General features: G+C 72.8%; 24 protein-coding genes. 9 read left to right on the top strand and 15 right to left on the bottom strand.

Going from position 1 to position 25,610, the window contains the following annotated elements:
- Nucleotides 1-195 precede the first annotated feature (195 nt).
- The 4 genes from EAO77_RS13235 to EAO77_RS13215 form a co-directional block, all read right to left on the bottom strand.
- Nucleotides 196-1,470: a hypothetical protein gene (locus EAO77_RS13235; RefSeq protein WP_147988194.1), complete on the bottom strand. Its 1,275-nt coding sequence runs from the start codon at nucleotides 1,468-1,470 to the stop codon at nucleotides 196-198.
- Nucleotides 1,460-2,047 carry a DUF6114 domain-containing protein gene (locus EAO77_RS13230; protein WP_147988193.1) on the bottom strand — a complete coding sequence of 196 codons (588 nt, stop codon included), beginning with the start codon at nucleotides 2,045-2,047 and terminating at the stop codon, nucleotides 1,460-1,462. Before EAO77_RS13230 ends, EAO77_RS13235 begins: the two co-directional genes overlap by 11 nt.
- A 95-nt stretch (nucleotides 2,048-2,142) precedes the next feature.
- A complete protein-coding gene (locus tag EAO77_RS13225) occupies nucleotides 2,143-2,787 on the bottom strand; it encodes a DUF6230 family protein (protein WP_147988192.1) in 645 nt (214 codons plus the stop codon).
- A 682-nt stretch (nucleotides 2,788-3,469) separates the two neighbouring features.
- On the bottom strand, nucleotides 3,470-4,435 hold the full coding sequence (locus EAO77_RS13215; RefSeq protein WP_147988191.1) for a tetratricopeptide repeat protein: 966 nt from the start codon (nucleotides 4,433-4,435) through the stop codon (nucleotides 3,470-3,472).
- Between the two features lie 228 nt (nucleotides 4,436-4,663).
- Here EAO77_RS13215 and EAO77_RS13210 point away from each other — a divergent pair, with 228 nt between their 5' ends.
- Nucleotides 4,664-5,299 (top strand): TetR/AcrR family transcriptional regulator, encoded by a 636-nt coding sequence (locus tag EAO77_RS13210; protein ID WP_147988190.1) that lies wholly within the window; start codon nucleotides 4,664-4,666, stop codon nucleotides 5,297-5,299.
- Nucleotides 5,300-5,384: 85 nt separating this feature from the next.
- Here EAO77_RS13210 and EAO77_RS13205 read toward each other — a convergent pair whose 3' ends face one another.
- From EAO77_RS13205 to EAO77_RS13190, 4 genes are all read right to left on the bottom strand, one after another.
- Entirely contained in the window at nucleotides 5,385-7,085 is a 1,701-nt protein-coding gene (locus tag EAO77_RS13205; protein WP_147988189.1) for a methylmalonyl-CoA mutase, read from the bottom strand.
- Nucleotides 7,086-7,180: 95 nt separating this feature from the next.
- Nucleotides 7,181-7,513, bottom strand: coding sequence for a DUF3817 domain-containing protein (locus tag EAO77_RS13200; protein ID WP_147988188.1), 333 nt, complete (start codon nucleotides 7,511-7,513; stop codon nucleotides 7,181-7,183).
- A gap of 111 nt (nucleotides 7,514-7,624) precedes the next feature.
- Nucleotides 7,625-8,134 (bottom strand): MarR family winged helix-turn-helix transcriptional regulator, encoded by a 510-nt coding sequence (locus tag EAO77_RS13195; protein WP_147988187.1) that lies wholly within the window; start codon nucleotides 8,132-8,134, stop codon nucleotides 7,625-7,627.
- Between the two features lie 9 nt (nucleotides 8,135-8,143).
- Nucleotides 8,144-9,442 (bottom strand): MFS transporter, encoded by a 1,299-nt coding sequence (locus EAO77_RS13190; protein ID WP_147988186.1) that lies wholly within the window; start codon nucleotides 9,440-9,442, stop codon nucleotides 8,144-8,146.
- 72 nt (nucleotides 9,443-9,514) lie between these two features.
- On the opposite strand from EAO77_RS13190, the gene EAO77_RS13185 reads away from it, so the two are divergent.
- A complete protein-coding gene (locus EAO77_RS13185; protein ID WP_147988185.1) occupies nucleotides 9,515-10,504 on the top strand; it encodes an ArsR/SmtB family transcription factor in 990 nt (329 codons plus the stop codon).
- 160 nt (nucleotides 10,505-10,664) lie between these two features.
- On the opposite strand, the gene EAO77_RS13180 is transcribed toward EAO77_RS13185, so the two are convergent.
- Together EAO77_RS13180 and EAO77_RS13175 are read right to left on the bottom strand one after the other, a co-directional pair.
- Nucleotides 10,665-10,958 carry an MTH1187 family thiamine-binding protein gene (locus tag EAO77_RS13180; protein ID WP_147988184.1) on the bottom strand — a complete coding sequence of 98 codons (294 nt, stop codon included), beginning with the start codon at nucleotides 10,956-10,958 and terminating at the stop codon, nucleotides 10,665-10,667.
- Entirely contained in the window at nucleotides 10,955-11,299 is a 345-nt protein-coding gene (locus EAO77_RS13175) for a DUF3817 domain-containing protein (protein WP_147988183.1), read from the bottom strand. The genes EAO77_RS13180 and EAO77_RS13175 overlap by 4 nt, the downstream gene beginning before the upstream one ends.
- Nucleotides 11,300-11,469: 170 nt before the next feature.
- On the opposite strand from EAO77_RS13175, the gene EAO77_RS13170 reads away from it, so the two are divergent.
- The 4 genes from EAO77_RS13170 to EAO77_RS13155 all read left to right on the top strand — a co-directional run bounded on the left by EAO77_RS13170 (nucleotide 11,470) and on the right by EAO77_RS13155 (nucleotide 14,139).
- Nucleotides 11,470-12,108 carry an AIM24 family protein gene (locus EAO77_RS13170; protein WP_147988182.1) on the top strand — a complete coding sequence of 213 codons (639 nt, stop codon included), beginning with the start codon at nucleotides 11,470-11,472 and terminating at the stop codon, nucleotides 12,106-12,108.
- Entirely contained in the window at nucleotides 12,108-12,758 is a 651-nt protein-coding gene (locus tag EAO77_RS13165) for an AIM24 family protein (protein ID WP_147988181.1), read from the top strand. The genes EAO77_RS13170 and EAO77_RS13165 overlap by 1 nt, the downstream gene beginning before the upstream one ends.
- Nucleotides 12,755-13,537 (top strand): AIM24 family protein, encoded by a 783-nt coding sequence (locus EAO77_RS13160; RefSeq protein WP_147988180.1) that lies wholly within the window; start codon nucleotides 12,755-12,757, stop codon nucleotides 13,535-13,537. Before EAO77_RS13165 ends, EAO77_RS13160 begins: the two co-directional genes overlap by 4 nt.
- Before the next feature lie 125 nt (nucleotides 13,538-13,662).
- Complete coding sequence (locus EAO77_RS13155; RefSeq protein ID WP_147988179.1) at nucleotides 13,663-14,139, top strand: MarR family winged helix-turn-helix transcriptional regulator; 477 nt, start codon at nucleotides 13,663-13,665, stop codon at nucleotides 14,137-14,139.
- A 23-nt stretch (nucleotides 14,140-14,162) separates the two neighbouring features.
- On the opposite strand, the gene EAO77_RS13150 is transcribed toward EAO77_RS13155, so the two are convergent.
- The 3 genes from EAO77_RS13150 to EAO77_RS13140 all read right to left on the bottom strand — a co-directional run bounded on the left by EAO77_RS13150 (nucleotide 14,163) and on the right by EAO77_RS13140 (nucleotide 17,690).
- Complete coding sequence (locus EAO77_RS13150; protein WP_147988178.1) at nucleotides 14,163-15,446, bottom strand: sulfite oxidase; 1,284 nt, start codon at nucleotides 15,444-15,446, stop codon at nucleotides 14,163-14,165.
- Between the two features lie 151 nt (nucleotides 15,447-15,597).
- Nucleotides 15,598-17,028: a sensor histidine kinase gene (locus EAO77_RS13145; RefSeq protein WP_147988177.1), complete on the bottom strand. Its 1,431-nt coding sequence runs from the start codon at nucleotides 17,026-17,028 to the stop codon at nucleotides 15,598-15,600.
- The gene (locus EAO77_RS13140) at nucleotides 17,025-17,690 is read right to left on the bottom strand and encodes a response regulator transcription factor (protein WP_147988176.1); all 666 of its coding nucleotides are present in this window, start codon (nucleotides 17,688-17,690) and stop codon (nucleotides 17,025-17,027) included. The genes EAO77_RS13145 and EAO77_RS13140 overlap by 4 nt, the downstream gene beginning before the upstream one ends.
- Before the next feature lie 118 nt (nucleotides 17,691-17,808).
- Here EAO77_RS13140 and EAO77_RS13135 point away from each other — a divergent pair, with 118 nt between their 5' ends.
- Nucleotides 17,809-18,429 (top strand): PepSY domain-containing protein, encoded by a 621-nt coding sequence (locus EAO77_RS13135; RefSeq protein WP_147988175.1) that lies wholly within the window; start codon nucleotides 17,809-17,811, stop codon nucleotides 18,427-18,429.
- Nucleotides 18,430-18,756: 327 nt separating this feature from the next.
- On the opposite strand, the gene meaB is transcribed toward EAO77_RS13135, so the two are convergent.
- Both meaB and EAO77_RS13125 read right to left on the bottom strand, forming a co-directional pair.
- On the bottom strand, nucleotides 18,757-19,713 hold the full coding sequence (gene meaB / locus EAO77_RS13130; RefSeq protein ID WP_147988174.1) for a methylmalonyl Co-A mutase-associated GTPase MeaB: 957 nt from the start codon (nucleotides 19,711-19,713) through the stop codon (nucleotides 18,757-18,759).
- Nucleotides 19,714-19,742: 29 nt separating this feature from the next.
- A complete protein-coding gene (locus EAO77_RS13125; RefSeq protein ID WP_147988173.1) occupies nucleotides 19,743-20,945 on the bottom strand; it encodes an acetyl-CoA C-acetyltransferase in 1,203 nt (400 codons plus the stop codon).
- Between the two features lie 143 nt (nucleotides 20,946-21,088).
- Between EAO77_RS13125 and mce the strand changes: the two genes are divergently transcribed.
- Together mce and scy are read left to right on the top strand one after the other, a co-directional pair.
- On the top strand, nucleotides 21,089-21,517 hold the full coding sequence (gene mce, locus EAO77_RS13120; protein ID WP_147988172.1) for a methylmalonyl-CoA epimerase: 429 nt from the start codon (nucleotides 21,089-21,091) through the stop codon (nucleotides 21,515-21,517).
- Nucleotides 21,518-21,683: 166 nt separating this feature from the next.
- On the top strand, nucleotides 21,684-25,610 hold a 3,927-nt coding region (scy, locus tag EAO77_RS13115; protein WP_261993882.1), incomplete at its 3' end, for a polarized growth protein Scy.

The raw sequence follows: 25,610 nt of genomic DNA, 5'->3' as shown, positions 1-25,610 counted from the left end.
CCCGCCCCGGCCGCGCACCGCGCCCGGGGCGGGTGCCGTCGCGCGTCCCTCGGTCGGATCCCGCCCGGGCGCCGCGAACGCTCCCCGGGCACGGACGAGGCCGTGGGCCGCACCCCCCTGAACGGGTGCGGCCCACGGCCCTTTCTCGCGGCTCCCGGTGGTCCCGGTGCGAACGGCTCGGGGTCGGTCGGCGGTTCAGCCGACGCCCGGGCCCCTCTCGATGTAGTTGTGCAGGCCCGGAACCGTCAGCGTGCCGCCGAACTGCCCGGCCTGGGTCACCGTGACGTTCGTGAACATCGCGAACGGGACGTTCAGCGGCGGCGGGGTGTCCGGGCTGAAGGTGATCGGGATGATGCCGAAGAGGTTCCCCTTCAGCTCCTCCGTGTACATCGTGACCGTGCCGTTCCTGATGGTCGAGGTGGACCCGGCACGTGCCTCCACGTGCATGGTGGTGCCGTCGGGGCCCTTGACGATCTGGTGCAGGTCCTTGATGTCCACGCCGTCGGCGGTGAACTTCAGGGCCTTCTTGATCTTCCCGCTGCCCGTCTTCACCTCGACGATGCCGTGGTAGTCGAGCCCGGTGAGGGTGAGCATCGAGCTCTTGAGCGTCCACGGGTCGTCCGGGAGCAGCGGGATGCCCGGCTCCAGGTCGGCGGCCGCGAGCGCCTCGGGATCGGCGGTGGGGCAGGGGAAGCGGGGCTTCGCGCCCTCCGGTATGTCCTCGTCCTTCTTGGGCTCCAGGCCCTTGGCGTCCTCGTCCAGTTCCTCGACCTCGGCGCCGGCCTGGTCGGCGGCGTCCTTGATCGCCTGCTTGGCCGCGTCCGTCGGCTCCTCGGGCTTCGCGGTCGGCTTCTCCGAGGGCTGCTCGGCGGGCTGCTCGGCGGGCTGGGACGGCTCGTCGGCGGGCGTGGTGCTCGCCGACGGCGTCGGGGTCGCCTCGGGCTCCTTCACGGTGCCGTCCAGCAGGTCCTTGAGGGCGTCGCCGATGCCCAGCGGGTCCAGCGGGTTCCTGGTCTCGCTCGGGGACGGCTCGGGCTCCGGTGCCTTCTGCTGTTCGGCGGTGTCCGCGGCGGGGCTCTCGGCGGGCTTCGGCTCGTCGGCGCCGGTGCCGGTGCCGGGCGTCCCGCTCGGCGAGGGCTCGGGGTCGGCGGTGTCCGACGGGGTCGGGGACGGCGTCGGCTTCGCGCTCCCGGCGGGCTTCGGCGACTCCTCCTCCACCGGCTCGTCCGAGCGGGTCACGCACGGACCGGGGGCGAAGGGGATCTCCTTGTCGTCGGCCAGGGCCAGTTTGGGAGTGAGTCCCATGCCCACGAACACGGCGGTCGGCATCGCGGCCAGGGCCATGGCCTTCGTCGCGGGCAGGTGAAGCTTGGTCAGCAGCGACTTCCGGGGAGCGGCGTGGCGCGGTCCTGTTCTCTCGCGGACCTCGTCGCCGTCAGCCGCGCTCGGCTGCAGTTCGTCACCCCGCACTGTTCCTCCCGCCGTCGGCGTGGGCAGTCGTTTCGGTCACGTTCGGGTCGTACACCTCGTCGGCACGCGGCGCCGGCACGGTCGGCTCGTCCATGCGGTGCGGGTCGTCCAGGGGGTGCGGGTCGTCCATCAGGTCCGCCTTGGCCGCGTGCGCGGCCGCTTCGGAGGCGGGCGTACCCGGTGCCCAGGAGATGGCGAGGGCCCCGCCCAGCAGAGCGCACAGGAAACCGATCAGAAAGCCGCCGATGTTGGCCACCGGGATGGAGATCAGGGCCAGCACGATCGCGGCGATGCCCGAGAAGACCCGGACGGGGGCCTGGAACCACATGGTGAGGCCGAGCGTCACCAGGAGGACACCGATGATGAGGGACCCGGCGCCGGCCGTGGTGGCCATCGCGAGGGTGATGTTGCCGAGGCGGAGGTCCGCGTACGGCAGGTACGCGATCGGCAGCCCGCCCAGCATGGTGAACAGACCCGCCCAGAACGGCCGCTGCCCCCGCCAGGTGCGGAAGCCCCGCCGGAATACGCGGAGGAAGTGCTCGTCCCGCCCCTGTGCTGCTGAAGTCTCGGCGCTCATGGAAAAAGCTCCCTGATGCTGGTGGTGCGATGTGAAATGGGACGGGCGGGCGGAACCACGGGGGCCCACCCGCCCGTTCCCAGGGGCGTCAGCCCTTAAAAGCACTCCTTGACGCCCTTGTGCAGCTTCAGCTTCAGGCCGCTGAGCTTGAACGTCCCGGCCGTGGTCGCCCACGCCTTCTGCTCGACGCCGGTCAGCTTGGCCGTGTCGGCGCGCTGGCCGAAGCCGTACGGGTTGGCCCTGGTACCGGGCTGGATGCCCGGGTCGCCGTCCTTCTTGGCCAGCGAGCCGGCGGCCACACCGATGTCGATGTTGCCGAACTCGGCGTCGGCCTTGAGTTCGGAGACGTCCAGGTAGAGGTTGGACGCCTCGACCGGCTTCTTCGGGTCCGTACCGGCACGCAGCTCAAGGCTGACGCTGCCGATGAACGGGACGTCGGGCGTGACGACCGACTGGCACATGTTCGTGATGGTCGCGCTCTTGAACCCGGACACGGCCACCGGAGCGGCGAAGTCCTTGCCGTCCAGGGTCTTGCCGGACGCGACGCTGCCGTACTGCACGAAGTTGGTACCGGCCAGGCTGTCCGCCTTGACCTTGAACTCCTGGCCGGAAATGCTGAACGACGCGGCGAGCGCGCCCTGGGCCAGACCGATGCCTATCGCGGCCGTTGCGGCCACACTCGGCACCATGACAAGGGCGAACCGCTTCCATCTGGTTCCGCCACGAGCCACAGACTCCATGACTTTCCTCCTTCTCGGACGTACATCTCCGGTCCGGACCGTCGGCCCGTCCTGGGATGGGAGAAGTGCTACGTCCTCGGGAAGGAGAGCGCCCGTACACATCGGCCGCAACGCGTCCGAGACACCGGCGATCACCCCCGAGCGACAACCACTGGCCGCACTCTCGCGCAACCGGTCGGACAGGCCCTGCCGTTCGGCAGGAACCCCCCTGTCCGCGGCCGGCGCCACTGCCGCCGACCGGCCCGGTGGGGACCCAACGGACCGCGGCACGACTGGGAGCCGGGCTGGTGCGGTATTGGACCGAGCGTCGCCGATCGTTGTCCATTACCCGCCCCGGCACAAGGGGGTTCGTTACTCGCTAGTAACGGCCTGATAACCACGCCACGACTGGCTGACGCCGAGCGTGCACAGAGGGTGCCGCTTTGTGACGAACCACAAAGGAGAAAAGGTGGCGATAACCGGACAGATGCGCCGAGTTGGAGTACTCGCAGTAACAGGCACCCCGATTGCCAAGTTTTGGTAAAGCAACCGCGCGATTTGTCACCGTGTCGCCAAAACGGCGGTGACACCGAGCCGGTGCCACCGCCGTAAAACCGTCAGAACCACCCGTACGGGACGCCGTTGTCAGAAGCGCTGTCAACGTGACGCCAACAGGGTGTCCGCGGTCCGGACGGGCGGTGTCTCAGAAGAGCACTCTCGCCAGCGCCTGGCGTGCGGCCGTCACCCGCGGGTCGTCGGGGCCGACGACCTCGAAGAGTTCGAGCAGCCGCACCCGCGCCGCGTCCCGGTCGTCGCCGGCCGTCCGCCGGACGGTCTCCACCAGCCGGCCGAAGGCGTCCTCGACGTGGCCTCCGACGAGGTCCAGGTCCGCGGCGGCGATCTGCGCCGGGACGTCCGCCGGGCCGTCCGCGGCGGCCTTGCGCACCACCTGCGCGTCCATGCCCGCCACCCGGCCCAGCAGTTCGGCCTGGGCGAGGCCGAGCCTGGCCTCCGTGTTGCCCGGATCGTCCGCGAGGACGTTCCGGTAGGCCTGGACCGCGCCGCCGAAGTCACCGGCGTCCAGCGCGTCCATGGCCGCGCCCAGCAGGCCGTCGTGCGGGCCCGCGACCGGGGCGGCGGCCTCCGGCGGTGCGCCGTCCGCGTCGACCGTGAGCCCGGTCAGCCCGAAACGCTCCTCGGCCACCTGGACCAGCTGGTCGAGGGTCTGGCGGATCTGCGCCTCGGGGGCGGCACCCTGGAAGAGCGGGAGCGCCTGGCCGGCCACCACGGCGAACACGGCCGGAATGCCCTGCACACCGAACTGCTGCATCAGCATCTGGTTGGCGTCCACGTCGATCTTGGCGAGGACGAAGCGGCCGTTGTACTCGTGGGCCAGGCGGTCGAGCAGCGGGCTGAGCTGCTTGCACGGCTCGCACCACTCGGCCCAGAAGTCGATGACGACCGGGACTTCGGTGGAGCGCTGCAGGACATCGCGCTCGAAGCCCGCCTCGTCGGTGTCGATCACCAGACTGGCGGGCGACACGGCACCGCCGCCGCCCTGCCGGGCGGACTCGGCGCGGGCCTGCTCGGCCTTCGCCTTGGCCTCACCGGCCGCCTTCACCGCGGCGAGGTCGACGACGCCGCTCATGGACATGTTCCTTGGCTGCATGCGTACATCCTCCCCCTTCCGCGCGCACAAGTGAAAAGCCGGACGCAGGATCCGGCGGGACGGCACCGGGTCCCCACCTCGGCGCCTTGTGGTCGTCGCTCGGTCCGGCCGGTGCGGCCGGGCTTTCGCTACGGGTCGTAGCGTATCTGTCCGGGGCGCGCGGCGTGTGAGATTTACCCGGTGAACTGCCTCACAGGGATCCGTCTACCGGCCGGTATGGTCTCGGGCATGCCCAGCAGAACCTGCCCCGAACCACCACGTAGGGGACGTACCGGCCGCCCCCGGAGCACCGAGGCGGACGAGGCGATCCTCCGTGCCACCCGGGCGTCACTGGTGGAACTGGGCTGGTCGAAGCTGACCATGGCCGATGTGGCGGCCCGTGCGGGCGTCGCCAAGACCACGCTGTACCGCCGCTGGGCGAACAAGAACGAACTGGTCGTCGACGCGGTCGCGGTCCTCTTCGACGCACTCGAACTCCCCGACCGGGGCAGCCTGGCCGCCGACGTGGAGGGCGTGGTCCTCCAGTTCGCCGAACTGCTCGGGCATCCGGAGACCAAGACGGCGCTGATGGGGGTCGTCGCGGAGTCCACGTGCGACGACGCGCTGCGCGCGCGGATCCGGTCGGCGATCGTCGAGCGGCAGAAGCGGCTGGTGGTGGACGGGCGCAGGCGCGCCCAGGAACGCGGCGAGCTGCCCTCCGAGGACGACCCCCTGGCCGCGGCCCGCAACACGGACCTGGTGTTCGACGTCGTCGCGGGTGCCGTGGTGCACCGGACGCTGGTGAGCGCGGAGCCGGTGGACGAGGAGTGGGCCCGCCGTTTCACGCTCCTGCTGCTCTCCGGCCTCGGCGCGCTCTCCGGCTGACGCCGAGGAGACCGGTGCGGCAGCGCGGAAACGGCCTCCCGTCCGTGCCGGTGCACGGACGGGAGGCCGCTCGGATCGGCCGGGGTCAGAAGCCCGGGGGCTCCGTGTAGACGCCCCACTCGTCGCGCAGGACGCCGCAGATCTCGCCGAGCGTCGCCTCGGCGCGGACCGCCTCCAGCATCGGCCCGATCATGTTGGAGCCGTCGCGGGCGGCGGCCAGCATCGCGTCCAGGGTGGACCGCACACGCGCCTCGTCGCGCCCGTCCCTGCGGTCGCCGAGCACCCGCACCTGCTCCCGCTCGACCTCGTGGCTGACCCGGAGGATCTCCAGGTCGCCGGTGACGGAGCCGGTGGCCGTGTTGACGCCGACGACCTTCTTCTCGCCCTTCTCCAGGGCCTGCTGGTAGCGGAAGGCGGACTCGGCGATCTCGCCGGTGAACCAGCCGTCCTCGATGCCGCGCAGGATGCCCGAGGTGATCGGGCCGATCGGGTGCCTGCCGTCGGGGTGCGCCCGCAGCCCCCGCTCCTTGATCCGGTCGAAGATCTTCTCGGCGTCCGCCTCGATGCGGTCGGTCAGCTGCTCCACGTACCAGGAACCGCCGAGCGGGTCCGCCACGTTGGCGACGCCCGTCTCCTCCATCAGCACCTGCTGGGTGCGCAGGGCGATCTCCGCGGCCTGCTCGGAGGGGAGCGCGAGGGTCTCGTCCAGGGCGTTGGTGTGGAGGGAGTTGGTGCCGCCGAGGACGGCGGACAGCGCCTCGACCGCGGTGCGCACCACGTTGTTGTAGGGCTGCTGTGCGGTGAGGGAGACACCGGCGGTCTGGGTGTGGAAGCGCAGCCACTGGGCCTTGTCGGTCTTCGCGCCGTAGACCTCCTTCATCCAGCGCGCCCAGATCCGGCGCGCGGCGCGGAACTTGGCGATCTCCTCGAAGAAGTCGAGGTGGGCGTCGAAGAAGAAGGAGAGGCCGGGGGCGAAGGTGTCGACGTCCAGGCCGCGGGAGAGGCCGAGCTCCACGTAGCCGAAGCCGTCGGCGAGGGTGTACGCGAGCTCCTGCGCGGCCGTCGCGCCGGCCTCGCGGATGTGGTAGCCGGAGACCGAGAGCGGCTTGTACGCGGGGATGCCCTGCGCGCAGTGCTCCATCAGGTCGCCGATCAGACGCAGATGCGGCTCGGGCTGGAAGAGCCACTCCTTCTGCGCGATGTACTCCTTGAAGATGTCGGTCTGCAGGGTGCCGTTGAGCACGGCGGGGTCGACGCCCTGGCGCTCGGCCGCGACCAGGTACATGCAGAAGACCGGGACGGCCGGACCCGAGATGGTCATGGACGTCGTGACGTCGCCGAGAGGGATGTCCTTGAACAGGACCTCCATGTCGGCCGCGGAGTCGATGGCGACACCGCAGTGGCCGACCTCGCCGAGCGAACGCGGGTCGTCCGAGTCGCGGCCCATGAGCGTGGGCATGTCGAAGGCGACCGAGAGTCCGCCGCCGCCGGCGGCGAGGATCATCTTGTAGCGCTCGTTGGTCTGCTCGGCGTTGCCGAAGCCGGCGAACTGGCGGATGGTCCAGGTCCTGCCCCGGTAGCCGGTGGCGTGCAGACCCCGGGTGAAGGGGTACTCGCCGGGCCAGCCGATGCGCTCGAAGCCCTCGTAGTGGTCCCCGGGGCGCGGGCCGTAGACCGGCTGCACCTCGTCCCCGGAGAGCGTGGTGAAGTCCGCGTCCCGCTTGCGGGCCTTGTCGTAACGGGCCTGCCAGCGACGGCGGCCTTCCTCGATGGCGTCAGCGTCCATGCTTCGAATTTACTAGGACGTCCTACTATCTGTCGACGGCAAAGCGCCGCGAGCCGTGCCCGCGGCGCTTCGGAGGACCCGTGCAGCCCGGAGTGCTACGCCTCGGCCCGGGCCGGTGCCGCGGTGCCGCCGTCGATCAGGGCGCGGGCCTCGCGGGTGACCTTCGGCTCCACGAAGAAGGAGGCGAACGGGATGCAGCCCGCGGCCAGCACCCACAGCAGCTTCCCGAACGGCCACTTCGCCTTCGACCCCAGATCGAAGGCGAAGATCACGTAGACGATGAACAGCACACCGTGGATCTGCGAGATCAGCATGGTGTCGCCGGTGTCGAACCCGTACTTCAGGACGATGGCGCCCGTGAACACGAGCAGCCAGACGGCGGTGATGTACGCCATCACCCGGTAACGGGTCAGCACATTCGCTTTCATGGCATCGAGCGTAACCGGGCCCGACAGGGCGATCTTCGAGGGGGTTGCCGGGGGCCGGGGCCCCTCCTCCGGATCGCGGCGGGCGCGCGTGCCCCGATCCGGACGAAGGCCCTACGCCTCGTCGAAGTCGTGCGCGGCCACCCGCAGCGGCCGCAGCATCGCGAAGATCTCGGCGCACTCGTCGGAGTCGTAGGTGCCGAGGCCGAAGTCCATGTCCATCAGGTCGCGGGTGGCCGCCTCGACCACCTCGCGGCCCTTGTCCGTGATGGAGGCGAGGGTGCCGCGCCCGTCGTTCGGGTTGGGACGCTTGGCGACCAGCCCGGAGCGGACCAGCCGGTCCACGGTGTTGGTCACCGAGGTCGGGTGCACCATCAGCCGCTCGCCGATCTTGGACATCGGCAGCTCACCCGCCTTGGAGAAGGTGAGCAGCACCAGCGCCTCGTAGCGGGCGAAGGTCAGGCCGTACGGCTTGACGACCGCGTCCACCTCGGAGAGCAGGATCTGGTGCGCCCGCATGATCGAGGTGATCGCCGCCATCGAGGGCACGGGACCCCAGCGCTGCTTCCAGAGCTCGTCGGCCCGGGCGATGGGATCGAAGGAGAGACTGAGCGGCTTCGGCACGGCACGACCTTACCCATTGGTCACATCGTGGTCAGCCCCGTCTCGCACCTCGGTCGGCACGGGTGCCGCGAGTGCCGTGGCGCCCACGCCGTGCCGCCGGGCCCGGGCCACCAGCACCAGGCAGCACAGGGCACCGAGCACCCCGGAGCCCGCCACCACGTGGTGCACCGGCCAGAACTCGGCCGCGAGCCCCGCGAGCGCCATGCCCACGCCCTGCGCCGTCATCAGCCCCGCGGTCATCAGGGTCATCGCCCGCCCGCGCAGCTCCTCGGGCACCGCGCCGACGAACCAGCGGTCGAGCCCGATGAGGTAGGCCGCACTCGCCCCGCTCAGCACCAGCAGCAGCAGCGCCCAGCCCAGGTCGGGGAGGAACGCGTACCCGGCGAGCGGCACCGTGCCGAGCGCGGCGAGCGGGAGCACGATCCGGTCGCGGCTGCGGGGGCTCAGCCTGGACCCGGCGTACAGCTCGGCGCCCACATGGCCGACGGCCATGGCGCTCATCATCAGCCCGACGGCACCGGGGCCCGCGCCGAGCGCGTCGGCATAGGGGGCGGCCAGCGCCTCGGGCGCGACGACGAACAGCGCGGGGATCCAGAAGAGCAGCATCAGCGCCCGGACCCGCCGGTCGGCGAGCAGCCGCCGGGCGGCGGCGAGCGAATCGGCCGCGGCCGGGGTCCTCGGGGCCTGCCCGGCCCGCGCCGGCCTGGCCCGGGTGCCGAAGCGCAGCAGCAGCGCCGAGCACAGGAACGTCAGCACGGTCAGGCAGATCGCCCGGCGCGGTGACACGAAGGCGAGCAGCAGGCCGCCCGCACCGAAACCGGCGAACATCGCGCTCTGGGAGACGATCCGCAACAGGGAACGCCCGAGGACGTAGAGCTCGCCCTCGCCGAGGATGTCGGTGAGGGCCGCGGCCCGCGTCCCGGTGAAGACGGGCGCGACGGCGGCGAGCGCGCAGCGCAGCGCCAGCAGGACCGCGACCGGGGTGCCGGGGAGCGCCATCAGCAGGGCGCAGCCCCCGCAGACCAGGTCGCAGACGACCAGCACCCGCCGGGCGGGGTGACGGTCGGCCACCGAGGCGAGCAGCGTCCCGCCGACCACATAGGGGAGGAATCCGAGCGCGAAGGTCAGCGCACCGAGCAGCGGGGAGCCGGTGAGTCCGTAGACGAGGACGGTGAGCGAGATCTCCGCGACGACGACACCCAGCAGGGAGAGCAGATGGGCGGCGAACACGGCGCGGAACTCGCGGACACGGAAAACGGCGCGGTAGCCGGGGCGGACCGGCTCCTCCGGGTGAACGGGGCTCGACATGGGGACAGGGTGCCGAGACGGGCGGCCGCTCCCTAGACTTTCGTCCCCAGCCGAATCCACGCCGGAGGGCGGATGCCGTTCCAGTTGCTGCTCGACGAAGAGGACCTGCTGCGCTGCCGGTTCGCGGTGTCCCCGCTGTGGGAGACGCAGGAGGCGGTGCGCACCCTGGACCGGCCCGAGCGGCACGGATACCACCTGCCGTGGCTGCGCCGCATCAGGGAGGCGGCCGCCGCGCTCGATCTGCGCCCGCTGTGGATGCTGATGCCGGCGGGCGGCCACAACCCGGACTTCATCTGCCCGGTGCCGCAGGGGTCAGCGGCCTCGTTCGAGGAGGAGATCGTCCGGGTGCGGGCGACGCCCCCCGAGGTCGCGCTGACGGACATCCGGGCGGCGCTGGACTCCGTCCCCGGCCGCCGCGACAGCCCGGCCGGGCGGGCGCTGCTCGCCGATCCCGCCCGCACGGTCGCGCGGCTGGCGGACCTCGTCGAGCAGGCGTGGCACACCCTGGTCGAACCGGAGTGGCCCCGGCTGCGCGCGCTGCTGGAGGCGGACGTGGCCCACCACTCGCGGCGGCTCGCGGAGGGCGGCTTCGAACGGCTGGTGGGCGAGCTGAGCCCGCGGCTGATCTGGGAGGAGTCCACGCTCACGATCGCCGGCATGCGGGGTGACCACACCCGGGTCCTCGGCGGCAGCGGCCTGGTGCTGATGCCGAGCGTGTTCTGCTGGCCCGATGTGATCAGCGGGTACGAGCCGCCCTGGCAGCCGGCCGTGATCTACCCGGTGCGCGGGATCGGCGGGCTGTGGACCCGCCCGACGGGCCGGACCCCGGCGGCGCTGGGCGCGCTGCTGGGCCGGGTGCGCGCCGATGTGCTGTGCGCGCTGGACGAGCCGGCCGGGACCTCGGTGCTGGCCCGGCGGCTGTCCCTGGCGCCGTCGACGGTGTCGGCGCATCTGGCGGTGCTGCGGGAGGCGGGTCTGCTCACCTCCCGCCGCTACGGCCACCAGGTGCTGTACGAGCGCACCCCGCTCGGGACCACCCTTGCCGCCTCCCCCGAGAGCTGACCTGCGCACCGGGCACGCGGAAGCGGACAGGAGGCGGCGGCCTCCCGGGGGGGGCGGACGGCGCGCCGGGCGACCGGTCCGGGAGTGCCCCCGCCTCCGCTGCCGGGCACGCGCAAGCCCCCGGCCCAGGGCCGGGGGCTCGGGGAGCTTCGGAGCGGGGTCAGCCGCCGAGGTACCGCTCCACCGTCTCCACCTTGGAGGTGAGACCGTCCGTGACGCCGGGACGGATGTCCGCCTTCAGCACGAGGGAGACACGCGGCGCACGGGCCTCGACGGCGGCGACGGCGCGCCGGACGACGTCCATGACCTCCTCCCAGTCCCCCTCCAGGGTGGTGAACATCGCGTCGGTGCGGTTCGGCAGCCCGGACTCGCGGACCACGCGCACGGCCTCGGCCACATGGGCGCCGACGTCCTCGCCGACACCGAGCGGTGTGACGGAGAACGCGACGATCATGCGTTCACCGTGCCCTCGGCGCGGGCGCGGGAGGCGATGACGGCGTCGGCGGCCTCGCGCTTCAGCCGGCGCTCGGCGAAGAAGCCGCCGAAGGGCAGGACGGACATCGCGAAGTAGAAGGCGGCGGTGCCGAGGCTCCACTTGGTCCGGTTCCAGGCGTCCAGCCAGAAGAGGACGTAGACGACGAAGAGGAAGCCGTGGATCGCACCCATGACCGGGACCGCGTTGAAGTCCGTGGTGCGCTTGAGCACCGAGCAGACGAGCAGCAGGAGGAACGACACGGCCTCGGGCGCCGAGACCAGGCGGAGGCGGTGGAGGGAGGATGCGGTCTTGATGTCCACGTGAGGCACCTTCGACGTCGAAGTGGGCATGGCGGGGCGAGGCGATCTTGTGAATCGGTGCACAAGCGCCGGACCCATTGTGGCAGCCTTCTTTGCCAAGCCTTTGTCAGGGTCCGGATCCTCCTCAAGGGCCCTGTCCGGGGCCGGGTCGACCCGTTACCGTCCTGTCCGTGGCAACGTTCCGACTCCAGGGAAGCAAGGTGCTCGCCGTCGACATGACCGGCGACACCGTCAACGCGAAGAACGGCTCGATGGTCGCCTACGACGGCCGGATGACCTTCAAGAAGCTGTCCGGCGGCGGCGAGGGCCTGCGCGGGATGGTCACCCGCCGGCTCACCGGCGAGCAGATGACCGTGATGGAGGTGAAGGGGGAGGGGACCTGCTGGTTCGCCGACCGGGCGAGCGAGATCAGCGTCGTACGGCTCACCGGCGACACCCTGTACGTCGAGTCCAGCAATCTGCTGTGCACCGACGGGGGGCTGCGCACCGGCACCACGTTCACGGGCCTGCGGGGCGCGTCCCAGGGCAACGGTCTGTTCACCACGACGGTGGAGGGCACCGGACAGGCCGCGATCATGTCCGACGGGCCCGCGGTCGTGCTGCGGGTCACGCCCCAGTACCCGCTCTCCGTCGACCCCGGCGCGTACATCGCCCACCAGGGCAGCCTGCGCCAGGACTTCCAGTCGGGCGTGACCTTCCGCACGTTCCTCGGCGAGGGCGGCGGCGAGGCGTTCCAGATCCGCTTCGAGGGCGACGGCCTGGTGTACGTGCAGCCCAGCGAGCGCAACACGGTGGGGGGCGACGTCTGATGCCGTTCCGAGAGGTGAACTCCCGGGTGGTCGAGGCCACGATCGCACCGGGGCAGAAGATGTTCTCCCAGCGGGGCGCGATGCTCGCCTACCGCGGCGAGGTGTCGTTCACGCCCAACGTCCAGGGCGGCCAGGGCGGCGTGATGTCCATGATCGGGCGCCGGGTGGCGAACGAGGCGACGCCCCTGATGACCGTGGAGGGCAACGGCACGGTCATGTTCGGCCACGGCGGGCACCACATCCAGGTGATCCAGCTCTCCGGCGACACCCTCTACGTCGAGGCCGACCGGCTGCTGGCCTTCGACGGCACCCTGACGCAGGGCACGATGTTCATGGGCTCGCAGGGCGGGGTCATGGGCATGGTGCGCGGACAGGTCACCGGCCAGGGTCTGTTCACCACGACGCTGAAGGGCCACGGCGCGGTCGCGGTGATGGCCCACGGCGGGGTGATCGAACTGCCCGTGACCCCGGGGCGGGCCGTCCACGTCGACCCGCAGGCGTACGTCGCCCACCACGGCGACGTGCGCAACAAGCTCTCCACCGCCCTCGGCTGGCGTGACATGGTGGGGCGCGGCTCGGGCGAGGCGTTCCAGCTGGAGCTGAGCGGCAGCGGTGCGGTCTACGTCCAGGCGTCGGAGGAGAAGCTGTGAGCACGCCCGTCATCCACGACCCCTCGACCCTGCCGAGCGACGACAACGTCGACGCGTACACCTTCTGCGTGGAGCTCAAGGGCAGTCCGTGGTTCCTGCAGAAGGGCAAGATGATCGCCTACTACGGGCGCATCGACTTCAACGGAATCGGCCACGGGCGGCTCGACCGCCTGATGCGGACCTCCTTCCACTCGCCGCTGCACGCGAGCGACTGGGTGGTCGCCGAGGGCAGCGGCAAGATGCTGCTCGCGGACCGTGCCTTCGACGTGAACTCCTTCGACCTCGACGACGGAAACCTCACCATCCGGGCCGGCAACCTGCTCGCCTACCAGCCGACGCTGGCCCTGAAGCAGTCGATCGTGCCGGGCTTCCTGACCCTGATCGGCACCGGCACGTTCGTGGCCGCGTCCAACGGGCCGGTGGTGTTCATGGAGCCTCCCGTGCGGGTGGACCCGCAGGCGCTGGTGGGCTGGGCGGACTGCCCCTCGCCGTGCCACCACTACGACCACGGGTACATGTCCGGGGTCATGGGCGGACTGCGCGCGCTCACCGGCGTGGGCGGGGCGTCCGGCGAGGAGCACCAGTTCGAGTTCGTCGGCGCGGGCACGGTGCTGCTGCAGTCGAGCGAGGTGCTGATGCCGGAGCGGGCGACCGGCGTCGTGGGCGGCGGGCCGGGCGTTCCCGGCGGGCACCCGGGGGCGCCGGGCGGCGGTCAGCACGGATCCGCACCGCGTCTTCCCGGCCAGCTCGGCGACCTCCAGCGTCGCTTCGGCCTGTGAGCGGTAGTCTGCGGAGTGTGACGTCGAACGCCTGCACCCCTGGCGCGCACGCTTGCGCGCGGGGCAGGAGACGTCACACTCCCCGACTTCGTCCATATTTCAACTTCTTAGGATAGTATCTCTATATGGAGACCGAGACGGCCACGCGCTGGCTGACCGACGAAGAGCAGTGCACCTGGCGCACGCACCTGGAAGTCAACAAGCTGCTCATGCACCAGCTCGAGAAAGACCTCCAGCCGTTCGGCCTGACCAACAACGACTACGAGATCCTGGTCAACCTCTCCGAGTCGCCCGAGCGGCGCATGCGGATGAGCGACCTCGCCGCGGCCACCCTCCAGTCGAAGAGCCGCCTCTCCCACCAGATCACCCGTATGGAGAGCGCCGGACTCGTCCGGCGCGAGAACTGCGAGTCCGACCGCCGTGGCCTGTACGCGGTGCTCACCGACGACGGCGTCGACACCATGCGCAAGGTCGCACCGCACCACGTCGCCTCCGTGCGCAAGCACTTCATCGACATGATGTCGCCCGAGGCGCTCGCCGAACTGCGCGCCTCGCTCACCCCCGTCGCCGAGCACCTGCGGGGCAGGCGCGGCAAGCTCTGACCGGTGCGGCCGCCGGCACCCGGTCAGACCACGGTCACCGGGTGCCGTACGACCGCGTCGAAGAGATAGCCCTGGGTGTTGTGCACCGAGACGTCCGGCTGGGTCCGCCCGGCCCGGTCCGTCGCCCGTGCCAGCAGCACCGCGGGCCCCGGCGCCGTCGGCACCCAGGTCGCGGACCAGCGCACCCAGCTGCCCGGACGGGGCACGTCGTGCAGCCGGGCGCGGCGCCAGTGCGCTCCGCCGTCCGTGCTGATCTCCACCTCGCGCACCGGCGCGGCGCCGGACCACGAGCGCCCGGTGAGCCGCACCGGCCGCCGTGCCGGCAGGGTCGCGTCCCGATCCAGCTCGAACGCGCTCTTCAGTGTCTGCCGGGTCAGCGGAGCACTGCCCTGCGGCGGGTGCTCCGGGCCGAACAGCCGGTACATGTCGGTGTTCCACGGCGTGTAGAGCGGCTCGTCGCTCACCTCGATGTCGCCGACCCACTTCACCGAGGAGATGCCGACCCAGCCCGGCACGATCAGCCGCACGGGGTGGCCGTGGTCGGGCGGCAGGGGCTCGCCGTTCATCTCGTACGCCAGCAGCACGTCGTCCAGCGCCTTGGCGAGCGGCAGCGGCCTGCGGACGCGGCCCAGGTTCACGCCCGCGCTGACCACCTCGTCGTCGAGACCGCGCGGCAGGACGTCGACGGCGTGCCGTGTCACCCCCGCCCGGCGCAGCACCTCGCCCAGACGCACCCCGCGCCAGCGGGCGACGCCGATCGCGCCCAGCGTCCACGCGGTGCCGCTGACCTGCTGCCCCTGCTGGGTGGTGTAGAAGCTGCGGCCGTTGCCCGCGCACTCGACGAAGGCCGTGGCCGTGGTGGCCGGCAGGGCCCTCAGCTCGTCGTACGAGAAGCGGACCGGCCCGCCGCCGAGCCCGCTCCCCCACACCGTCAGTTCCCAGCCGGCCGCGTCGATCCGAGGGGTGACGGTGTGGTTCCGGACGAAGAAGCGGTCGGCAGGGGTGAGCACCCCCGTGCCGCGCAACGACGAGAAGACCGTCTCCGCGTTGGTGCCGCGCACCGTGAACAGCTCCGGCGGCAGCGGCTTGACGATCCCGGGGGCGGCGGCCGGCGCCGCGGAGGACGGGCCGGGGGCCGCGGCCGCGGCGCCGGACGCGGCTCCCGCGAGCGGGAGGGACGCCCCGGCCGCGGCCAGCAGCCCCAGCATCTCCCGCCGGTGGAGACCGGCGCCGCGGGCCTCGCCCCGCGACCACTGGCGCAGCCGCCTGCGGTCGTAGGCGGACTCCGACAGGGCGTGGTGGGCCATGGTCGCTCCTCGGTCGCGTGCACGGACGGCGCCGCCGGCGTGTGTGTGCTCCCGGCGGCCGACACCGGACCTTAGGCACCGTCCGGACGGGGTGGAAGAGCGCCCGCGGAGTTGGCCAGAAGACTGCAACACCGCGGAAACATCCACGCTCTCACCGTGCCGCCGGGCCCCTGCCCGCCGCCGGCAGACGCAGCTCGAAGAGGGCTCCGCCCCGGGGCGAGGAGCCCACGGTGAGCGTGCCCCCGTGCCGGCGGGCCACGTCGCGGGCGATCGCCAGACCGAGCCCGGCGCCGCCGTCGTCACGGGTGCGGGCGTCGTCGAGGCGCACGAACCGTTCGAAGATGCGCTCCCGCTCCGCAGGCGGCACGCCCTCGCCGTCGTCCCCGACGGTCAGCACGACCTGGCCGCGCTCGGACCGCACGATCGCGGTGACCTCGGTCGCAGCGTGGCGCTGGGCGTTGTCGAGCAGATTGCCCACCACCCGGGCCAGCTGACCGCGTGCCCCGCTCACCTCGGGCCCTTCGCCGGCGTCGACGCGGACCGCGACCCGGTCGCCGGAGCGCTGGGCCACCTCCTCGCGCAGCAGCCGCCCCATGTCCACCGAGGCTCCGCCCGGCCGCTCCCCCGCGTCCAGCCGGGCCAGCAGCAGCAGGTCGGCGGCCAGCTGCTGGAGCCGTACGGTGTCCTCGACCGCCCCCGGCACGTCCAGCAGCTCGGGATGGGCGGCGCCCACCTCCAGCTGGGTGCGCAGCGACGCGATCGGGCTGCGCAGCTCGTGCGAGGCGTCGGCCACGAACCGCCGCTGACGCTCCACCGACGCCTCCAGCGCGGCCAGCGTCTCGTTGGTCGTACGGGCCAGCCGGGCGACCTCGTCCCGGGACGGGGGCTCCGGCACCCGGCGCGAGAGGTCCTCGGATGCCGTGATCGCCGCCATCTCGCTCCGGATCCCCTCGACCGGCCGCAGCGCCCGGCGGGTGACCAGCCAGGTCACCGAGCCGACGACGGCCAGCAGGAGCGGCAGGCCGACGAGCATCGCGTCCCGGACGGTGCCCACCGCGTCCTGCTCGGTGGTCAGGGGCGCCCCGGCGTGCACCGTGTAGGTCTGCTGCCGCTCGCCCGACGTCACCTCCACGGAGGCGAACCGGTAGTCGGCCCGGTCCCCGTCGACCGTCGCGGCCCCCGAGGAGAAGCGCGGCTCGTCGCCCGAGACCTCGCCCCGGGCGGGGTCGTCGTCGTCATCGTCGCCCTCGTCGCCGGTCCCGCCCGGGGCCGGACCGGGCACCACCTCGGTGCTCGACGTCCCCGAGATCGCCTCCAGCTGCTCGCTGACGGCCACGACGCGGCCGTCCTCGGCGACCACCTGCACCGGCCGCCTCTCGTCGTCCGGGAGTTCCAGCCGGCCCGGCGGCACATCGGTCGCCAGCTGCGCCGCGACATCGCGGGCGACGACCTCCGCCTCCAGGTCCGTGCGGTCGATGAGGCTGGAACGCAGGGTGAGCAGCACCGCCGCACCGGCCGCGATCAGCGCGACGGCGACGACGACGGTGGCGCCGATCGCCGCCCTGGCCCGTACCGACCTCATGACGCCTCGACCAGCCGGTAGCCGGCGCCGCGCACCGTCTGGATGCGGCCCGCGCCGAGCTTGCGGCGCAGGGCGCTCACATAGACCTCGACGATGTTCGGGTCGCCCTCGTAGGCGAAGTCCCAGACGTGTTCCAGGATCTCCGGCTTGCCCACCACCTCGCCCGCGCGGTGCGCGAGCTGCTCCAGCACGGCGAACTCCTTCGCCGTCAGCGTCACTTCGGCCTCACCGCAGTGCACCCGGCGCGCCGCCGTGTCCACCCGCAGATCGCCGACGGCCAGCACCGGCGAGCCGCCGGCCCGGCCCCTGCGACGCAGCAGCGCCCGGATCCGTGCCAGGAGCACCACATAGGAGAAGGGCTTGGTCAGATAGTCGTCGGCGCCGGTGTCGAGGCCCTCTGCCTCGTCGTACTCGCCGTCCTTGGCGGTCAGCATCAGGATCGGCATGTCGTGACCGGCGGCGCGGAGGGCCGCGCACACCCGGTAGCCGTTCATCCCGGGCAGCATGATGTCGAGCACGACCAGGTCGTGCACGCCCGCGGCCGCCCGGTGCAGTCCCTCCAGCCCGTCGTGGACGACGTCCACGGCGAAACCCTCGGCGGTCAGCCCGGCGGCGAGGGACAGGGCGAGCCGCTTCTCGTCCTCCACGATCAACAACCTCATGAGGTCAGGGTCGCAAACCGCGGCTGAAGATCCCTTCAGCCGCCTTCAGGGCCGCTTCAGCCTGCCGGGGCAACAGTGTCTCCAGGAACGACGACGGAACGATCCGGGAGGAATCCTCATGAAGCGCAAGCTGGTCATCGCCACCCTGACGGCGGCGGTCCTGGTCGGCGGCGGCACGTACACGGCGGTGGCCGTGTCGGACGACGACGCGCCGCGGGTGACGAGCACGGGGGCGGCGGCGGACGAGGACGGCGGTCGCGACGACCGCGACGACGAGCGGGATGCGCGCGACGACCGCGAGGGCCGCGAAGACGACCGGGCCCCGGCGTCCGGCGGCGTCACGGCCGCGCAGGCGGCGGCCGCCGCCCTCGGGAAGACGCCCGGCGCGGTGGAGTCCGTCGACCTGGACGACGACGGCGACGGCCGGTGGGAGGTCGACGTGCTCGGCAGGGACGACCGGGAGCACGAGCTGACCGTCGCCGCCTCCGACGGCTCGGTGCGCGTCACCGGCAAGGACGGCGACTCCGACGACTCCGACGACGCGGCCGGCCGCACGGCGCTGCGCGACGCCCGGATCGACGCCGGGGAGGCGATCGCGGCGGCCCTCGAGGCGCATCCGGACGCGACCGTGACGTCGGTCGACTTCGACGACGAGGGCGACGACCACTGGGAGGTCGAACTCGACGACGACCGCGAACTCCGCATCGACGCCCGCTCGGCCGCCGTCACCACCGACTGACCCACCCCGCGGGCCCGGCACCGTCGGCGTGCGAGGGCGGGACGAGCCGGGCGCACCGCCGAGCGGGGCGCGCACCGTCCCAGCCCTGCCGGCGATGGAGGTGCGGGAGCAGCCCCCGACCGCCCGCGATCGAAGCGCAGGACATCCCGTCCCCGCCGGCGATGGACGCGCGGGGGCAGGGGGCGGCGCCCCCGCCAGGACGCCCCACCCACGAGGGCGCCGGCACGGAGGCCACGCCGCGAGAAGCGCCCCACCCACGAGGGCCCCGGGCGCCGGGGCGCGAGGCTCCCGGAGGTGCAAGCGCCCCGGCCCCGGCCGGAAGCCCTCTCAGGCGGACGTCAGCCCGGAGACGAGTTCGTCCGCCGCCCGGTACGGATCCAGCTCCCCCGCCACGATCCGCCCCGCGAGCGCCCCCAGCCTGCGGTCCCCGTGCAGGTCGCCGATGCGTTCGCGCAGGGCGGTGACGGCGATCGTCTCGACCTCCGTGGCCGCCCGGCGGACCCGGCGTTCGGCGAGGACGCCGTGCTCCTCCATCCAGGCGCGGTGCTTCTCCAGCGCCTGGACGACCTCGTCCACGCCCTCGCCCCGTGCGGCGACCGTCTTGACGATCGGCGGACGCCAGTCCCCCGGCCCGCGGGCCTCGCCCAGCCCCAGCATGTGGTTGAGCTCGCGGGCCGTCGCGTCCGCGCCGTCCCGGTCCGCCTTGTTGACGACGTAGACGTCGCCGATCTCCAGGATCCCCGCCTTGGCGGCCTGGATCCCGTCGCCCATGCCGGGCGCGAGGAGCACCACGGAGGTGTCGGCCTGGGAGGCGATCTCCACCTCCGACTGCCCGACGCCCACCGTCTCGACGATGACCACGTCGCATCCGGCGGCGTCCAGGACGCGGATCGCCTGCGGCGCCGCCCACGCGAGGCCGCCGAGGTGGCCCCGCGTGGCCATGGAGCGGATGTAGACGCCCGGGTCGGACGCGTGGTCCGACATCCGGACCCGGTCGCCGAGCAGCGCCCCTCCCGAGAACGGGGACGACGGGTCGACGGCGAGCACGCCGACCCGCTTGCCCGCCCGGCGGTAGGCCGAGACCAGCGCCGAGGTGGAGGTGGACTTGCCGACGCCGGGCGACCCCGTCAGACCGACGACGTACGCGCCGCCGGTGAGCGGCGCCAGCGCCGCCATCACCTCCCGCAACTGCGGGGACGCCCCCTCGACGAGGGAGATCAGCCGGGCCACGGCCCGGGGCCTGCCCTCTCTCGCCTGGGCCACCAGCTGGGGGACGTCCACCATGACGCAATCGCTCCTTGACTAGCCGGTACTTACTTGGCCGGGACGCGCACGATGAGCGCGTCGCCCTGCCCGCCGCCCCCGCACAGCGCGGCCGCGCCGACGCCTCCGCCGCGGCGCTTGAGCTCCAGCGCCAGGTGGAGGACGACACGGGCGCCGGACATCCCGATGGGGTGGCCGAGGGCGATGGCGCCGCCGTTCACGTTCACCTTCTCCGGGGTGACGCCGAGGTCCTTCATCGACTGGTGGGCGACCGCGGCGAACGCCTCGTTGATCTCGATGAGGTCGAGGTCGCCGACCTCCAGGCCCTCCTTCGTCAGGGCGTGCCGGATGGCGTTGGACGGCTGCGACTGGAGGGAGTTGTCCGGGCCCGCGACGTTGCCGTGCGCGCCGATCTCGGCGATCCACTCCAGGCCGAGCTCCTCGGCCTTGGCCTTGCTCATGACGACGACGGCCGCCGCGCCGTCCGAGATCTGGGAGGAGGTGCCCGCGGTGATGGTGCCGTCCTTGGCGAAGGCGGGACGCAGCTTGCCCAGGGACTCGGCGGTGGTCTCCGCGCGGATGCCCTCGTCCTTGGAGAAGAGGATCGGGTCGCCCTTGCGCTGCGGGATCTCGACGGGCGTGATCTCGGCCTCGAAGAGCCCGTTCTTCTGGGCGGCGGCGGCCCGCTGGTGGGAGAGGGCGGCGATCTCGTCCTGGACACCGCGCGGGATGCCGAGGCGGGTGTTGTGCTTCTCGGTGGACTCGCCCATGGCGACGTTCTCGAAGGAGTCGGTCAGACCGTCGTGGGCCATGGAGTCGAGCATCTCGATGGCACCGTACTTGTATCCCTCGCGGGACTTCGGCAGCAGGTGCGGCGCGTTGGTCATGGACTCCTGGCCGCCGGCGACGATCACGTCGAATTCGCCGGCGCGGATGAGCTGGTCCGCCAGGGCGATGGCGTCGAGGCCCGAAAGACACACCTTGTTGATGGTGAGAGCGGGGACGTTCATCGGGATGCCGCCCTTGACCGCGGCCTGGCGCGCCGGGATCTGCCCCGCCCCGGCCTGGAGCACCTGGCCCATGATGACGTACTGCACCTGGTCGCCGCCGATGCCGGCCCGGTCGAGCGCGGCCTTGATCGCGAAGCCGCCGAGGTCGGCTCCGGAGAACGACTTCAGCGAGCCGAGCAGGCGGCCCATGGGCGTACGGGCGCCCGCGACGATCACGGAGGTGTTACCGGTCGTTTCAGACATGTGCACGATCCCCTTTCAGCCGCAGCTGAGGAGTGAACGAGGGTTTACTCAAATGTACTGAGCGCGGCTCATCCGGGTCACCGGCCCGCGGGTGTGATCGCGCGCACGTTGCGTAACCGGCCGCCGGGCGCTGCACTTGGGGGATGCTGACGCGAATCGACCACATCGGGATCGCCTGTTTCGACCTCGACAAGACCGTCGAGTTCTACCGGGCGACATACGGCTTCGAGGTGTTCCACTCCGAGGTCAACGAGGAGCAGGGCGTCCGCGAGGCCATGCTCAAGATCAACGAGACCTCCGACGGCGGGGCCTCCTACCTCCAGCTCCTGGAGCCCACCCGCGAGGACTCCGCGGTGGGCAAGTGGCTGGCGAAGAACGGCGAGGGCGTCCACCACATCGCCTTCGGCACCGCGGACGTGGACGGGGACTCCGCGGACATCCGGGAGAAGGGCGTCCGCGTGCTCTACGACGAGCCGCGCACCGGTTCCATGGGCTCGCGGATCACCTTCCTGCACCCCAAGGACTGCCACGGCGTGCTGACCGAACTCGTCACCTCCCGGACGGAGCACTGACCGACCCTTTCCCGGCCCGGTAGAGTGGGCCGTTCCGGGCCGGGGCCGGGTCGGGGCCGTTCCGCGTCTCCGTCGTCGATCTGTCACCATTCCCCGGGGGGCCGTTCGCCGGGGAACGGTGCTCGTTTGGAGACAGTTGCGACCAGGGGACGGATGGGACCGCGCAGTGCGGGGCTACGAACGCCAGGAGAGCCACCGAGCTGACGACGACCACCTCTCGCGGTTCGAAGCCGAGATGGACCGGCTGAAGACCGAGCGGGAGAAGGCCGTCCAGCATGCCGAGGACCTCGGCTACCAGGTCGAGGTATTGCGTGCCAAGCTCCACGAGGCACGCCGCAATCTCGCTTCCCGCCCCTCCTACGACACCGGCGATCTCGGTTACCAGGCCGAGCAGTTGCTGCGGAACGCGCAGATCCAGGCCGACCAGCTCCGCTCGGACGCCGAGCGCGAGCTGCGCGAGGCCCGCGCCCAGACCCAGCGCATCCTCCAGGAGCACGCCGAGCACCAGGCCCGGCTCCAGGCGGAGCTGCACGCCGAGGCGGTCCAGCGCCGCCAGCGGCTCGACCAGGAGCTCGCCGAACGCCGCCAGACCGTCGAGTCGCACGTCAACGAGAACGTCGCGTGGGCCGAACAGCTGCGCGCCCGCACCGAGTCCCAGGCCCAGCGTCTCGTCGAGCAGTCCCGTGCGGAGGCCGAGCAGGCGCTGGCCGCGGCCCGCGCGGAGGCCGCACGGATCGCGGAGGAGAGCCGCAGGCGGCTCGGCAGCGAGGCGGAGGCCGCCCGTGCCGAGGCCGAGGCGCTGCTGCTGCGCGCCCGCAAGGACGCCGAACGGCTGCTGAACGCCGCGTCCAGCCAGGCGCAGGAGGCGACCGCCCACGCGGAGCAGCTGCGTTCCTCGACGACCGCCGAGTCCGACCAGGCCCGTCAGCAGGCCGCGGAACTCAGCCGCACCGCCGGGTCCCGCCTCCAGGAGGCCGAGGAGAAGCTCCGCGAGGCCCGGGCCGAGGCGGAGAAGCTCGTCTCCGAGGCGAAGGAGTCGGCCGCCAGGCAGCTGGCGTCGGCCGAGTCGGTCAACGAACAGCGCACCCGCACCGCCAAGGCGGAGATCGCCCGTCTGGTCGCCGAGGCGACCAAGGAGGCCGAGACCCTCAAGGCGGAGGCGGAGGCGGCGCTGGCGGACGCCCGGGCCGAGTCCGAGAAGCTGGTCGCCGCCGCGGGCGAGAAGGCCCGCACGGCGGCGGCGGAGGACTCCGCCGCCCAGCTCGCCAAGGCCGCCCGCACCGCCGAGGAGGTGCTGACCAAGGCGTCCGAGGACGCCAAGGCCACCACCCGGGCCGCGAGCGAGGAGGCCGAGCGCATCCGCCGGGAGGCCGAGGCCGAGGCGGACCGGCTGCGCGGCGAGGCCGCCGAGCAGGCCGACCAGCTCAAGGGCGCGGCCAAGGACGACACCAAGGAGTATCGCGCCAAGACGGTCGAGCTCCAGGAGGAGGCCCGCAGGCTGCGCGGCGAGGCCGAGCAGCTGCGGGCCGAGGCCGTCGCCGAGGGCGAGCGGATCCGGGGCGAGGCGCGGCGCGAGGCCGTCCAGCAGATCGAGGAGGCGGCCAGGACCGCCGAGGAGCTGCTCACCAAGGCCCGTACGGACGCCGACGAGCTGCGCGCCAAGGCCGCCGGTGACAGCGAGAAGGTCCGCACCGAGGCCATCGAGCGGGCCACCGCCCTGCGCAAGCAGGCCGAGGAGACCCTGGAGCGCACCCGCGCGGAGGCCGACCGGCTGCGCGCCGAGGCCGAGGAGCAGGCCGCGTCGGTGCGCTCCGCCGCCGAGACGGCGGCCGCCGACCTGCGCGCCAACACCGAGCGCGCGGTCGCGGCACGGCAGGAGGAGGCCGCCGGTGAGCTGGCCCGGCTGCACACCGAGGCCGAGAGCCGGCTGGCGGCCGCCGAGGAGAACCTCGCCGAGGCGCGGGCCGAGGGCGAGCGGATCCGCCGCGAGGCGGCCGAGGAGACCGAGCGGCTGCGCGCCGAGGCCGCCGAGCGGCTGCGCACGCTCCAGGAGCAGGCCGAGCGGGAGGCCGACCGGCTGCGCACGGAGGCCGCGTCCGACGCGTCCGCCTCCCGCGCGGAGGCCGAGGCGCTGGCCGTGCGTCTGCACAGCGACGCGGCGGCGGAGGCCGAGCGGCTCAAGACCGAGGCGCAGGAGACCGCGGACCGGGTGCGGACCGAGGCGGCGGCCGCCGCCGAACGCGTGGGTGCCGAGGCGGCCGAGGCGCTCGCCGCCGCCCAGGAGGAGGCCGCCAGGCGCCGCAGGGCCGCGGAGGAGACGCTCGACTCGGCGCGCGCCGAGGCCGACCAGGAGCGCGAGCGGGCCCGGGAGCAGAGCGAGGAGCTGCTGGCGTCCGCCCGCAAGCGGGTCGAGGAGGCGCAGGCGGAGGCGCAGCGGCTGGTCGAGGAGGCCGACCGCCGTGCCACCGAGATGGTCGCGGCGGCCGAGCAGACCGCCCAGCAGGTCCGCGAATCCGTCAACGGCCTCCAGGAGCAGGCCGAGCAGGAGATCGCCGGGCTGCGCAGCGCGGCCGAGCACGCCGCCGAGCGCACCCGGGGCGAGGCGCAGGAGGAGGCGGACCGGGTCCGCGCCGACGCCTACGCCGAGCGGGAGCGTGCCGCCGAGGACGCGGCCCGGCTGCGGGAGCGGGCGCAGGAGGAGACGGACGCCGCGAGGGCGCTCGCCGAGCGCACCACGGCGGAGGCCATCACGGAGGCGGACCGGCTGCGGGCCGACACCGCCGAGTACGCCCAGCGGATGCGCACCGAGGCGTCGGACGCGGTGGCGACGGCCGAGCAGGACGCCTCGCGCACCCGTGCCGACGCCCGCGACGACGCCAACCGGATCCGCTCGGAGGCGGCCGCTCAGGCGGACGCCCTGATCGGTGAGGCGACCTCCGAGGCGGAGCGGCTGCACGCGGAGGCGGCCGAACTGCGGGCGGCGGCCGACGCGGAGACCACCCGGCTGCTCACCGAGGCCGAGCAGATCAAGGCGGACGCCGAGACCGAGGTCGAGCAGATGCGCGCCGCGGTGCGCGCCGACCGGGAGCAGGTCCTCGACGAGGCGCGCCGGGCGGCCGACAAGCGGCGGGCGGACGCGGCGGCCCAGGCCGACCAGCTGATCGCCGAGGCGGCCGGCGAGGCCGAGCGGCTGCGCGCGGAGGCGTCGGAGACCGTCGGATCGGCGCAGCAGGCCGCCGAGCGGATCGCGGCCGAGGCGCGCCGGGTCGAGGCGGAGGGCGAGTCGGCCGCCGAGCGGATGCGCTCCGAGGCCCGCGCGGAGGCCGACCGGCTGCTGGACGAGGCGCGCGAGGCGGCGGCCAAGCGCCGTGCCGACGCGGCCGAGCAGGCCGACCAGTTGATGGCGAAGGCCCAGGAGGAGGCGCTGCGCGCCGCGACCCAGGCCGAGGAGCAGGCCGACACCATGGTGGGCGCGGCCCGCAAGGAGGCCGAGCGGCTGGTCGCCGAGTCCACCGTCGAGGGCAACTCGCTGGTGGAGAAGGCCCGTACGGACGCCGACGAGCTGCTGGTCGGTGCGCGCCGGGACGCGACCGCCATAAGGGAGCGCGGCGAGGAGCTGCGGGCCCGGATCGAGGCCGAGATCGAGGAACTGCACACGCGGGCCCGGCGGGAGACGGCCGAGCAGATGAAGACCGCCGGTGAGCGCGTCGACCATCTGGTCAAGGCCGCCGAGGAGCAGCGTGCCGAGGCGGAGGCCAAGGCCAAGGAGCTGATCTCCGAGGCCAATTCCGAGGCGAGCAAGGTGCGGATCGCCGCCGTGAAGAAGGCGGAGGCGCTCCTGAAGGAGGCCGGCAGCAAGAAGGCCGAGCTGGTCCGCGAGGCCGAGCGCGTCAAGGCGGAGGCCGAGCAGGAGGCCGAGCAGATGATCGCGGAGGGCCGGCGGGAGCTCGACGTGCTGGTGCGGCGTCGCGAGGACATCCAGGCGGAGATCTCCCGTGTCCAGGACGTGCTGGAGGCGTTGGAGTCCTTCGAGGCTCCGACGGGGGGCAAGGGTTCGGCCCAGGGCGGCTCGGGGTCGGGGGCCGTCAAGGCG

Origin of the sequence: Streptomyces sp. T39 (assembly GCF_008042045.1) — a bacterium.
In the GTDB taxonomy this organism is placed as follows: domain Bacteria; phylum Actinomycetota; class Actinomycetes; order Streptomycetales; family Streptomycetaceae; genus Streptomyces.
Note: the sequence above shows the minus strand (reverse complement) of the source record. Positions and strands in the feature narration are given on the sequence as shown.